The following is a 12,758-nucleotide window of genomic DNA, read 5'->3' as shown; positions in this document are numbered from 1 at the left end:
TCCCTTATAAATATCTTCTTTTTTGCAATTTTTTTCTCAAATTTGACCGCTTGCTACTGTTTACCAGAATGACCAAAACCGCCTTCGCCACGCTCAGTTTGAATGAATTCATTCACAACATTAAGGCTAGCTTGTACAACAGGAAGAAAGACCAATTGTGCAATACGATCCCCCACATTCACGGTAAAAGCTTCATCACTTCTATTCCATAATGAAACCATTAGTGGACCTTGATAGTCGCTGTCTATCAATCCCACAAGATTGCCCAACACAATGCCATTTTTATGTCCTAACCCAGAACGAGGTAGGATAACAGCAGCTAAATTCGGATCAGCAATATAAATCGAAATGCCTGTTGGAATCAGCACAGTTCCCCCTGCCTCAATAGTTAAGGGCTGTTCAATTAATGCTCGTAAATCAAGCCCTGCAGAGCCTTCTGTTGCATAAGTTGGCAAAGGGAATTGATGACCGATTCGGCTATCTAAAATTTTTAAGTCAATTTGCTTCATTTTGTTTCCTTATATCGCTCAATAATCGTTTGTATGAGATATTCTGCTAATGTGGTTTTATACATAAGAGGAAGTTTTTTTTCACCCGTCTGCCAGAATAGGTGCAAGGCATTTTGGTCTTGCCCAAACACCTGACTATCAGATACATCATTCGCACAAATTAAATCTAATTTTTTACGTTTAAGTTTGTCTTTAGCATAAACTGACACGTCTTGTGTTTCAGCCGCAAATCCAACCACAAAAGGACGGTTCTGCGTAAGGTGAGCAACATTGGCAATAATATCGGGATTTTTCACCAATTTAAGCGTAAACTCGTCATTATTATCTGTTTTCTTAATTTTCTGCTCAGCAACAGCCTCTACTCGATAATCAGCAACTGCAGCACAACCGATAAAAATTGCAGATTGCTGAGCAAAAGCGACCGCTTGTTGTGCCATTTCAAGTGCAGTTTCAACATTAATTCGCTCAACATTTTTAGGTGTTGCCAAATTCACAGGTCCACTAATCAGCACAACTTTCGCTCCTCGCCTTGCAAAAGCATTGGCTATCGCAAAGCCCATTTTACCCGAGCTATGATTGCTAATGTACCGCACAGGATCAATCGGTTCTCGAGTTGGACCTGCAGTAATTGTAACGTACAAATTCTCTAAATCTTGAGAAGATTGAAAATGATCATAAATCGCTTGCCATATTTCTTGAGGCTCAGACATTCTTCCTTCGCCATTGTCGCCACAAGCTTGAAAACCGCTATTTGGTCCAATAATCTGCACATCTTGCTCTCTCAATTTTTGCAAATTTTCTTGCACAACAGACCGCTTATACATTTGCTGATTCATCGCTGGTGCAATCAAAATGGGGGCAGGCGTAGCAAGGCAAATAGTTGAAAGTAAATCATTTCCCATACCAATACGTAACCGAGCAATGAAATCAGCAGAAGCAGGAGCAACAACGATTAAATCAGCCCATTTTGCTAACTCAATATGTCCCATAGCCAGCTCAGCTTGTGGGTCAAGCAGCGAGGAAGAAACAGCATTGCCCGAGAGAGCTTGAATAGTCAGTGGCGTAACAAAGGATTCCGCCGCTGGCGTGAGTACCACCCTTACCTCAGCATTCGATTTTCTGAGTAAACGAATAAGCTCCAACGTTTTGTATGCGGCAATGCCACCTGTTATCCCAATTAAAACTTTTTTTGTCGCCAGCATAATGACTTGTTTTCAGAAAAATAAAGGGTATTCTACGCAAATAGGCACTCACTCACAATCTATTATTTTTGTGATCTTGATCGAAAATTTACTCAAGGAGATTTGTCGACATCTTATATTTTCCCTATGATTCAGCCATCTAAATTTTGAGGATTAAATATGAATAACCTCTCTCTTATGCCTCGTGAAAAGCTACTAAAATATGGCGTAGGTAGCCTCACTGACGTTGAACTATTAGCCATTTTTTTGCGAACAGGAATAAAAGGCATACCAGTAATGGAACTATCGTACCAAGTATTGCGTGCGTTTGGTTCACTGCGAGGATTATTGAGTGCAGATTTAGAAGAATTTTGCCAAATTAAGGGATTAGGAAAAACACAATATATCCAGCTCCAAGCAACTAAAGAGATGACAAAACGTTACCTATCACAAAAAATGTCGTTTAATGAAGTCATCAGCGATCCTTTTATCGCCGTAATGTATTTTCAAGCTGAATTGGAACAGAGTGAACGAGAGATTTTTATGGTACTATTTTTAGATAATCAGCACCGCTTGATTAAACACGAAAAAATGTTTTTTGGCACAATTAACCAAGCCACAGTTCACCCTCGAGAAGTGATCAAAGAGGCACTAAAATGTAATGCCGCTGCAATCGTCGTAGCACATAACCATCCATCAGGGTTATGCACACCAAGCGAAGCTGATAGAGCATTAACCCAAAAAATTGAGGAAGCCTGCGATTTGGTCGATATTCGCTTTATAGACCACATTATCGTAGGTAAAGGCGATTATTTTTCTTTTGCCTCAGAGGGATAGTAAGAGGAATAGCGTCGCCCAAAAGACAAAAATAAACACATAAATACTCACTAAGATGGCATAGGATAAGCTCAAATTGATTAGAATAGGACTTGAATAAAACAGTAAAAGCAAGTATAATTCGCAACCTTTAAATAGTCCGTGGGACGGGCATATACCTGACGAGGTAGTTAGACAACAATGCCTGATAGCCCGAACCAATTAACTTAATTAAGTCACTGGAGAATTCAAATGTCTAGAGTCTGTCAAGTAACAGGCAAGCGTCCAGCAGTTGGTAACAATCGCTCGCACGCAATGAATGCGACTAAACGTCGTTTTCTACCTAACCTTCATACTCACCGTTTTTGGGTTGAGAGCGAGAACCGTTTCGTAACCTTACGTTTAACAGCGAAAGGTATGCGTATTATTGATAAAAAAGGCATTGATGCAGTATTAGCTGAAATCCGTGCTCGTGGCGAGAAAATCTAAGGAGCTAAACAATGGCAGCTAAAGGTAATCGTGATAAAATCAAATTAGTTTCTACTGCTGAAACTGGTCATTTCTATACAACAACAAAAAACAAACGCAATATGCCTGAAAAAATGGAAATCAAAAAATTTGATCCCGTTGTACGCAAGCACGTTGTGTATAAAGAAGCAAAAATCAAATAATTTGATTTAAAGATAAGAACCCAGCATTAGCTGGGTTTTTCATTTTTTATAAACTCTATTAGAAAAATTCTTTTCTATGTCTCCTATCATTCTACAGGCTGATGTCCATAAGCGAGAGATTTAAAGTGAAATATTAAAAATAATTATTTAACTTTTATGCATAAATATGCAATAATTTAGTCATTACAAGCGGTTAATCCCGCTATTCATTTGTAAATGTACTAAGGAAATATTATGGCACTTTGGGGTGGGCGTTTCACGCAAGCAGCAGATCAACAATTTAACTATTTTAATGATTCATTACGATTTGACTATCGTTTAGCTTTACAAGATATTGATGGCTCAATTGGTTGGGCAAAAGCGATTCATTCCGTAGGGATTATTACGTCCGCTGAGTTAGAGCAATTAACCGATGCACTTAAACAAATTCGAGCTGAAATAGAGCCTAATTTGGCGATTATTTTGCAAGAAAAAGCGGAGGATATTCATAGTTGGGTGGAATTGCAACTAATTAAAAAGGTGGGAGATTTAGGCAAAAAATTACACACTGGTCGTAGCCGTAACGATCAGGTTGCCGTTGATATGAAATTATGGTGTAAAGTTCAGATAGATTCGCTACAACATTCTATCTATGCTTTGCAACAAAAATTGGTTGAAACTGCAAAAAATAATCAACTGGCTGTGATGCCAGGTTATACACATTTACAGCGAGCACAGCCGATTACCTTTGCACATTGGTGTATGGCATATTATGAAATGCTTGAGCGTGATTATACTCGCCTTACTGATGCAGCCAAACGAATGAATACTTGCCCACTTGGTTCAGGAGCATTGGCAGGTACTGCTTATGCCATTAACCGAGACCAACTCGCTCAAGATCTTGGTTTTGAATCTGCTACTCGAAATAGTTTGGATAGCGTTTCAGATAGAGATCACGTGCTGGAATTATTGTCTGCGGCTTCAATTAGTATGATGCACCTTTCTCGTTTTTCGGAAGATTTAATTATTTTTAATAGTGGCGAATCTCATTTTGTTGAGCTTTCCGATAGGGTTACATCAGGTTCTTCATTGATGCCACAGAAGAAAAACCCAGATGCGTGCGAGCTGGTGCGAGGCAAAACAGGGCGTGTATTTGGAGCATTAACGGGCTTACTCACTACATTAAAAGGACTACCGCTAGCTTACAATAAAGATATGCAAGAGGACAAAGAAGGTATTTTTGATGCACTAGAAACGTGGCAGGCCTGCTTAAATATCTCAGTATTAGTGTTAGAAGATATTAAAGTCAATACGGATCGAACCCAAGAAGCAGCACAACAAGGTTATGCAAACGCAACAGAACTAGCAGATTACTTGGTTATGAAAGGGATTCCGTTTAGAGAAGCTCACCATATTGTTGGCGAAGCTGTAGTTTATGCAATTAGTCAGAAAAAGGCGTTGGAACAATTAACGTTGGACGAATTCCAAAAAATTCATACCACTATTATTGATGATGTTTATCCGATTCTTTCACTGGATTCCTGCTTGGCAAAACGCTCTGCAAAAGGTGGAGTCAATCTAGAACGAGTCGCTGAAGCGATTGATCAAGCAGAACATCATCTCTCTACTAAAAAACATTAAAGAGACTGAAAATAAGCGGTGAGTTTCTAGCAAAAAATTGCAAAATTTTCTAAAGAAAAGACCGCTTATTCAATAAAATAAATCTAACATTATTCAACCCTCTCACTAAAATAATCACCGCCGTGTTATTGATCAAATTGATATTCTGGCGATAACAACTCATTAATGTCTGAATCAGCTATGCGTAACGTGATTATCCCCTCAGCATAAGATCCAAGCTCATAAGCAGGATAAGAAAATACCAATGCATTATGTTCAAAATAAAAATTTGGCGAGATTCTAAATTCATTCTCTGAAATAAAAGTGGCTTTACGAGTGGCTTTGTACTGTTTCCAAAGCAATGATTTCAGCTTAGGCTGATGGTTTTTGGGTACAAGCTCATCTAAGCGAATAACCGATTTTTTAATCGTATCAATATTAATGTAATCATAAGATTCTGTACCGTGAACACCACCTGTATAGGCTTTTTGAGCCACTTCAAATTGCACAATATGATTACGCTGCCCGAGATAATGTGTTGATAATGTTGTATTCAACGCCGAAAACTTAAATTCTTTAGCTTCTTCCAGCATTGATTGATAGCGATTTCTTAAATGATCTTGTAATTCACTAAGGCTTGCTATTTCAGTTAAAGAGGATTGAGGAAAATACAACGCTGAGGTTTCCTTCCATAATAATTCATTTAACCAAGCTACTTGCGTGGTGTTAATCGAAAAATATTGTGTCACTTCCGACTCTGCGTGGTGTGAACTATTTGCTTCTTTTGTCAATGGAAGCGTTTCCGTTTGATCAAATAGCACTTCCGTCTTTACTTGCAGGGCAGGAAAATCACTTGCTATTTTTTCCAATTCCTCCTTTGCCTGCATCAAAGCTGCATTGGCTATTTTTAACTCATCAAGCTCTTGGTGACTATGTTGTAGATCTAATTGTGCTTTTTTTAGGTCTGAGGCTAATTGTACAATCTGCTTTTCTCCCTCAAGTATTTTTTGTTGCAAATGTGAATCATCGCAGGCAACCAAAAATAGTGTGGAAGAAAATGCCAAAGTCAGTATTGTTTTTTTCATATCAATTTTCCCCTAAAAAAATCCCTCACAAAGCGTGAGGGAAAAAGATTAATCATCTAAAAAGCTGCGTAATGTTTCTGAACGGCTTGGGTGGCGTAACTTACGCAATGCTTTTGCTTCAATTTGACGAATACGTTCACGAGTTACATCAAATTGTTTACCGACTTCCTCTAAAGTGTGGTCAGTATTCATATCAATACCAAAACGCATACGTAGCACTTTTGCTTCACGAGGTGTTAAACCCTCTAGCACTTCATTAGTTGCTAAACGCAAGCTCTCTGCCGTTGCTGAATCAAGTGGCAATTCAAGAGTGCCGTCCTCAATAAAATCGCCCAAATGTGAATCATCATCATCACCCACAGGTGTCTCCATTGAAATCGGTTCTTTAGCAATTTTTAATACCTTACGGATTTTATCTTCTGGCATACCCATTTTTTCTGACAATTCTTCAGGCGTTGCCTCTCGCCCCATTTCTTGCAAGCATTGACGAGAAATTCGATTAAGTTTATTAATCGTTTCTATCATATGTACAGGAATGCGAATTGTACGAGCCTGATCCGCAATAGAACGTGTAATCGCTTGACGAATCCACCACGTTGCATAAGTTGAGAACTTATAACCACGACGATACTCAAATTTATCCACGGCTTTCATCAAACCGATATTCCCTTCTTGTATTAAATCAAGGAATTGCAGTCCACGATTGGTATATTTTTTAGCAATTGAGATAACCAAACGCAGGTTAGCTTCCACCATCTCTTTTTTCGCTCGGCGTGCTTTGAGTTCACCTTCGGCAATACGTCCACCAATCTCACGAATTTGGGTAATGGTTAAACCTGATGTTTGTTCCAACTTTTGTAAGTTGGCGATATTAGCACGGATACTTTCAGCGTAGCTTGCCAGTTTTGGTACGCCACCTTTCTTCGCATTAATCGCTTTCTCAATCCACGCATCAGAGGTCTCATTTCCTTGGAACGCTTTAATAAAATCCGTCTTTTTCATCTGTGCATATTCAACGGCATAACGTTGAATTTGACGCTCTTGGGTACGCACCTGCTTCATCATTTTTTGCATCGTCTCTACCAGCAAATCAAACTGCTTTGGTACTAAACGAAACTCGCGGAAAATCGTGGACAATGCTTGGATTTGATCTCGTGATCGTTTACTTGAACGCCCATATTTTTGAATAGCCAACAATGCTTTTGCGTGCTGCTCTTTTAACGCCGTAAATTTTTCACGAGCGAGTTCTGGATCAACACTATTATCATCACCGCTGTCTGTACTTGAATCAGCATCTTCATCATCTTCAGTATCATCATCAACATCAGCAACCGTTTCCTCATCTTCATCATCAAGAGGAATATCATCTAATTCAGCCGCTGCCTCCGCATTAGGATCAACAAAAGCGGTAACCAAATCTGATAAACGTACCGTTCCCTCTTCTACTTTTGCATAGCTGCCAATTAACTCGGTAAGTGCTTCTGGGTATTCGGCAACCGCACATTGCACCTCATTAATACCTTCTTCAATACGCTTGGCAATATCAATTTCACCTTCTCTTGTCAGCAATTCAACTGTCCCCATTTCACGCATATACATACGCACAGGATCAGTTGTTCTACCTAATTCAGATTCCACGGTTGAAAGTACTTTGGTCGCTTCCTCCACTACATCTTCATCAGCAATGCTACTGCCAGATAGCATCAAATCATCTGCATCTGGTGCAACCTCCAGAACTTTAATTCCCATATCATTGATCATTTGAATAATATCTTCAATTTGATCCGCATCGACAAGTTCTTCTGGCAAGTGATCGTGTACTTCTGAAAGCGTCAAATACCCTTGTTCACGTCCTTGAGCAATCAACAGCTCTAATTGAGATTGTTGTTCTTCTAACTGAGAATGTTGTTCCATAATATTATCCGTGTTTATAGTTTATTCGTAAGTGAGAAACCAAAATAGCGTGGCACCAAAATTATTGCGGATTATACCACTGCTTGCCCCCTCTAGCAGCGATTTGCAAAAAAATCTGTCAAAATGACCGCTTATTTTCGATTAATTTCGCCCTGAAAGCAGTAGCATCAGCTCTTTTTTCTCTTCTGCACTAAGTTCAGAGGTACGATCTTTCGCCATCAAATGTTCAATCTGGCGATCGATCAATTTACGATAGAAAAAATCTAATGTTTCAACAAAAGTTTCTTCAATATTTTCATCAACAACCAAGTGATCCCACTGTGCTAGTCGCTCTAAAGCCCTGTAATATTCGCTATGGCGTTGTTGTTCAAGTAATCCACCCATCGAAATCCCCATATTCTGCTGGCAAATTTTGACAAGTATTAAAAACAGATCAAATCCTTTTTCCTCCAACGAGGATAAAAATGCCACATCATCTGGCACAAATTTCACTAAATACGGATTTTGTAGCAATAAGGCAACCAGCAGACGCATTGGAGTGCGCTCAATTTTAGATTGCTGTGGCAATATTGTTTTATTTTCCATCTTTTGAGGCAACAACGTCTCAAGCTGAGAGGGATCTAAAATCCCTAATTTTTGCCCCAAAATTGTCCGTAGATATAATCGTAATGTTTCCCCTGGAATCCGTTTAATTAGTGGAATAGCCAAAGAAGCCAATTTGGATTTTCCTTCTTTGCTGGATAAATCGACCTGTTTAAGCAACATATCAAATAAAAAATCGCTAAGTGGCAACGCTTGTTCTAAGTAACGCTCAAATCCTTCTTTACCGTACTGGCGTATAAACGTATCAGGATCTTCACCATCAGGTAAGAAAATAAATTTTAATTGCCGCCCATCGTGTAAATGAGGTAACGCATTTTCTAACGCTCGCCAAGCCGCCTCTCGCCCTGCTCGGTCGCCATCATAACAACAGATAATTTGTTCAGTACAACGAAACATCTGCTGAATTTGCTCACTTGTTGTGGCCGTACCAAGTGATGCGACTGCATTATTGACCCCAAATTGTGCCAAGGCAACCACGTCCATATAGCCTTCTACCACAAATAAAAATGCAGGCTGTTCATTGTGTTGTAAAGCTTGATACAAACCGTAAAGCTCGTTACCTTTGTGATAAGTGGCTGATTCTGGCGAGTTCAAATATTTAGGTTTTTCATCGCCCAGTACTCTGCCACCAAACGCAACCACTCGTCCACGTTTATCTCGAATAGGAAACATAATACGATTGCGAAATTTATCATAAATCCGACCGCTTTCATTCTCCGAGAGCATTCCTGTATCACGCAATTTTTGATATTCGTCATTATCTGTCGCAAATTTCCGCAATACCGCATCAAAACTATTTGGTGCAAAACCAATTTCAAAGCGAGAGATCACCTCTTTAGATAAACCTCGTTGCTGTAAATAGTGTTGGCTAGATATATCTTGCGATAACTGCTGCTGGTAAAATTGAGATATCGCCTCCAACAATTCATAGAGATTACGGCGAGTTTTGTAGCTAATCGGTTTTTTCCCGTCTGGAGCAATCACATTTTCACGAGGGACTTCAAGATTATGCAATGCCGCAAGCTCTTCAATGGCTTCAGGAAATTCCAACTTATCATATTCCATCAAAAAACTAAGCACATTTCCGTGAACGCCACAGCCAAAACAATAATAGAATTGCTTAGATTGGCTCACTGTAAATGAGGGACTTTTCTCGTGATGAAATGGACAGCAAGCTTGATAATCTCGCCCTGCTTTTTTGAGCTTCACTCGGCTATTGATTAACTCAACAATATCCGTACGAGCAATAAGATCATCAATAAATGAACGAGGAATACTGCCTTTCATTGATCATCTCCTGCTTAATTGGCAAGTAGTTAAAAATCAACCAACAAGCGGTCGAAATAGGTAATTTTTCTGCAAAAACTGACCGCTTATCAAGGGAGGTAAAAACAAAATACTACAAAACATAAAACCGTGATCCCTAAAAGGTTTCACGGTTAGCATCTAGAAATTGATAACTAAATTAGTATAAACGTGTGCTGCGAGCGTTCTCACGAGCGGTACGTTTTGCGTGGCGTTTTGCCAAAGAGGCTTTTTCACGTTTACGAACAGTTGTTGGTTTTTCATAGAATTCACGAGCACGAACTTCTGCTAATAAGCCTGCTTTTTCGCAAGAGCGTTTAAAACGACGTAATGCAACGTCAAATGATTCATTTTCACGAACTTTAATTACTGGCATATGCCATCACCTCAGGAATTTATAGTTAAATAATATCGCAAATTAGTAGCGATAAAGAAATAAAAAGATGACACATTCTATCTGAGAGCAAGTCCGAAGTAAAGCCCTAATCCAAGAAAACCTTATCCTTTTGTGTTACGAATTTTGTCCAGAATTAATTCGGTAGCCTAAGATCAAATAGCATGCACTAAACGCAAAAGATATCGTCCATACTGAGTATGCCCAATAATTTTCGCTATTTCTATCACTTGCTCTTCTGAAAGCCAACCATTCCGCCAAGCAATTTCCTCTAAACAAGCAATATATAAGTTTTGCACACTCTCGATCGTTTTCACGAATGAAGCTGCCTCGTGTAAACTGTCATAAGTACCCGTGTCAAACCAAGTAAAACCTCGCCCAAGTAGCTGTACATTCAATGAGCCTTCTTTAAGATACATTTCATTCAATGTGGTAATCTCCAACTCGCCACGAGCGGATCGCTTCACCCTCTTTGCAAATTCTACTACTCGCTTATCATAAAAATACAACCCCGTTATCGCCCAATTTGATTTAGGAGCGACAGGCTTTTCTTCAAGTGATAGCACACGAAAATCATCATTAAATTCAACCACACCAAAACGCTCTGGCTCTTTAACTTGATAGGCAAATATAGTTACCCCAGCCAATTGGGTGGCTGCACGTCGCAGCATCGGCGTAAAACCTTGCCCATAGAAAATATTATCCCCCAATACTAAGCAGACATTATCATCACCAATAAACTGCTCTCCAATTAAAAAGGCTTGAGCAAGTCCATCAGGTTTGTGCTGAACCGCATAGGAAAGTCGAATGCCAAAATCAGCTCCCTCGCCTAATAAACGTTTAAAATGACAAACATCTTCAGGTGTCGTGATAATTAAAATATCACGAATACCTGCCAACATTAGCACAGAAAGCGGATAATAAATCATCGGTTTATTATAAATAGGCAACAACTGTTTCGATACACCCCGAGTAATTGGATAAAGACGAGAACCAGAACCGCCAGCTAAAATAATCCCCTTCATATCATACCTGCTATGTTGTTCGGTTTGCTAAATACCACTTGACCGTTTGACGCAAACCACTCTCAAAAGTCTCTAAAGGGCGCCAACCTAGCTCCATTTCAATTTTATTTGCATTAATGGCATAACGCTTATCATGCCCCAGCCTATCAGGCACAAAAGTGATTAAATCTTGATATCTTGACACATACTCAGGCTTATTAGGTACTAACTCTTCTAATAAATTACAAATTGATTGCACCACCTCAAGATTGGTTTTTTCTTGATGGCCACCAATATTATAGTTTTCTCCAACTTTTCCATTTTTCAGCACCTCATACAAAGCACGAACGTGATCTTCCACAAATAACCAATCACGAATTTGTTGCCCATCACCATAAATCGGCAGCGGTTTACCTGCAAATGCATTTAAAATCATCAATGGTATTAGTTTCTCAGGAAATTGGTATGGACCATAATTATTCGAACAATGTGTAATCAATGTGGGTAATCCGTATGTCCTATGCCATGCCCTGACTAAATGATCACTAGACGCTTTAGATGCCGAATAAGGACTAGACGGTGCATAACAAGAGGTTTCCTCAAATAATACCGTTTCATTCGCTAAATCGCCGAAGACCTCATCAGTTGAAATATGCTGAAAACGAAAAGCAGACTTTTTCTCCAAGGGTAATTTCGCCCAATAACAGCGAGCAACCTCCAACAATGTGTAAGTCCCCACAATATTCGTTTGAATAAAAGCCGATGAATGCTCAATTGAACGGTCAACGTGGCTTTCTGCTGCCAAATGTACCACTACATCAGGCTGATACACCTCAAAGACGGATTTTAACGCAGCGTAATCACAAATATCTGCTTGGACAAATGCATAATTTGGATTGTTTTCGACCGCTCGTAATGCAGCTACATTAGCAGCATAAGTCAGTTTATCTATATTCACCACGCACTCTTGCATTTCATTGACCAAATAACGAACAAATGCCGAACCAATAAAGCCTGCTCCACCAGTTACCAAAATTTTCATTGTCATCGCCTATTCAATTATAAAAACACTGTCTATTTTGTAGGAAGTTGAGAATAAATCAACCTGACTTTACACATCTTACCATTGCCCTCTATATCCAATTAGTAGATAATACGTTCCTTACGCAAACTTAATATAGGATAAAAAATGAGCGACATTCAAATCCCTCTGATCTTTACTGACGCAGCGGCAAATAAGGTAAAAACCTTAATTGAAGGTGAAGATAACCCAAATTTACGTTTGCGTGTGTATATTACAGGTGGAGGCTGTAGTGGCTTTCAATATGGCTTTACCTTTGATGACCAAATTAACGATGGTGATCTCACTATCGAAAACCAAAACGTAGGTCTCGTTGTCGATCCAATGAGTTTACAATATTTAATTGGCGGAACAGTAGATTATGTCGAAGGTCTAGACGGCTCTCGCTTTCTAGTTACAAACCCAAACGCCAGTTCAACTTGTGGCTGTGGTGCGTCTTTTAGTATTTAGCTATCCGATTTCAAAAACTATCTTATTATTTTTTAGTTTTTATCACATAGCCCGAAATAGTTAGTTATAGTTGATTTTCTCTCCTCCTTACATTTGGTACTTAAATTATCATTATAGCGGAATTAAGCCATATCACTTTTTCTTAG

At 39.2% G+C, this 12,758-nt stretch carries 13 protein-coding genes; 5 read left to right on the top strand and 8 right to left on the bottom strand.

Annotated features, from left to right (window positions below):
* Positions 1-53: 53 nt before the first annotated feature.
* A complete protein-coding gene (gene dut / locus EV693_RS07960) occupies positions 54-509 on the bottom strand; it encodes a dUTP diphosphatase (RefSeq protein ID WP_132501836.1) in 456 nt (151 codons plus the stop codon).
* The gene (gene coaBC, locus EV693_RS07955) at positions 506-1,711 is read right to left on the bottom strand and encodes a bifunctional phosphopantothenoylcysteine decarboxylase/phosphopantothenate--cysteine ligase CoaBC (RefSeq protein ID WP_132501835.1); all 1,206 of its coding nucleotides are present in this window, start codon (positions 1,709-1,711) and stop codon (positions 506-508) included. The genes dut and coaBC overlap by 4 nt, the downstream gene beginning before the upstream one ends.
* 159 nt (positions 1,712-1,870) lie before the next feature.
* Between coaBC and radC the strand changes: the two genes are divergently transcribed.
* The 4 genes from radC to argH all read left to right on the top strand — a co-directional run bounded on the left by radC (position 1,871) and on the right by argH (position 4,797).
* Positions 1,871-2,527: a RadC family protein gene (gene radC / locus EV693_RS07950; protein WP_132501834.1), complete on the top strand. Its 657-nt coding sequence runs from the start codon at positions 1,871-1,873 to the stop codon at positions 2,525-2,527.
* 231 nt (positions 2,528-2,758) lie between these two features.
* Complete coding sequence (gene rpmB / locus EV693_RS07945) at positions 2,759-2,995, top strand: 50S ribosomal protein L28 (protein WP_006251446.1); 237 nt, start codon at positions 2,759-2,761, stop codon at positions 2,993-2,995.
* Positions 2,996-3,006: 11 nt separating this feature from the next.
* Complete coding sequence (gene rpmG, locus EV693_RS07940; protein ID WP_132501833.1) at positions 3,007-3,177, top strand: 50S ribosomal protein L33; 171 nt, start codon at positions 3,007-3,009, stop codon at positions 3,175-3,177.
* A gap of 234 nt (positions 3,178-3,411) precedes the next feature.
* Positions 3,412-4,797, top strand: a complete 1,386-nt coding sequence (gene argH, locus EV693_RS07935; protein WP_132501832.1) for an argininosuccinate lyase — start codon at positions 3,412-3,414, stop codon at positions 4,795-4,797.
* Between the two features lie 125 nt (positions 4,798-4,922).
* Here argH and EV693_RS07930 read toward each other — a convergent pair whose 3' ends face one another.
* The 6 genes from EV693_RS07930 to rfbB form a co-directional block, all read right to left on the bottom strand.
* Positions 4,923-5,861: an RsiV family protein gene (locus EV693_RS07930; RefSeq protein WP_132501831.1), complete on the bottom strand. Its 939-nt coding sequence runs from the start codon at positions 5,859-5,861 to the stop codon at positions 4,923-4,925.
* 48 nt (positions 5,862-5,909) lie between these two features.
* Positions 5,910-7,775: an RNA polymerase sigma factor RpoD gene (gene rpoD, locus EV693_RS07925; protein ID WP_132501830.1), complete on the bottom strand. Its 1,866-nt coding sequence runs from the start codon at positions 7,773-7,775 to the stop codon at positions 5,910-5,912.
* 141 nt (positions 7,776-7,916) lie between these two features.
* Entirely contained in the window at positions 7,917-9,665 is a 1,749-nt protein-coding gene (dnaG, locus tag EV693_RS07920; RefSeq protein ID WP_132501829.1) for a DNA primase, read from the bottom strand.
* A gap of 178 nt (positions 9,666-9,843) precedes the next feature.
* The gene (gene rpsU / locus EV693_RS07915; protein WP_132501828.1) at positions 9,844-10,059 is read right to left on the bottom strand and encodes a 30S ribosomal protein S21; all 216 of its coding nucleotides are present in this window, start codon (positions 10,057-10,059) and stop codon (positions 9,844-9,846) included.
* A gap of 173 nt (positions 10,060-10,232) precedes the next feature.
* Positions 10,233-11,102 (bottom strand): glucose-1-phosphate thymidylyltransferase RfbA, encoded by an 870-nt coding sequence (rfbA, locus tag EV693_RS07910; protein ID WP_132501827.1) that lies wholly within the window; start codon positions 11,100-11,102, stop codon positions 10,233-10,235.
* 10 nt (positions 11,103-11,112) lie between these two features.
* Entirely contained in the window at positions 11,113-12,129 is a 1,017-nt protein-coding gene (gene rfbB, locus EV693_RS07905) for a dTDP-glucose 4,6-dehydratase (protein WP_207906499.1), read from the bottom strand.
* Between the two features lie 141 nt (positions 12,130-12,270).
* Between rfbB and erpA the strand changes: the two genes are divergently transcribed.
* Positions 12,271-12,612 (top strand): iron-sulfur cluster insertion protein ErpA, encoded by a 342-nt coding sequence (erpA, locus tag EV693_RS07900; RefSeq protein WP_132501825.1) that lies wholly within the window; start codon positions 12,271-12,273, stop codon positions 12,610-12,612.
* The last annotated feature ends 146 nt before the right edge of the window (positions 12,613-12,758 follow it).

This window comes from Nicoletella semolina (genome assembly GCF_004345745.1).
Classification (GTDB): Bacteria; Pseudomonadota; Gammaproteobacteria; order Enterobacterales; family Pasteurellaceae; genus Nicoletella; species Nicoletella semolina.
This window is presented reverse-complemented; position numbering and strand designations above follow the sequence as displayed.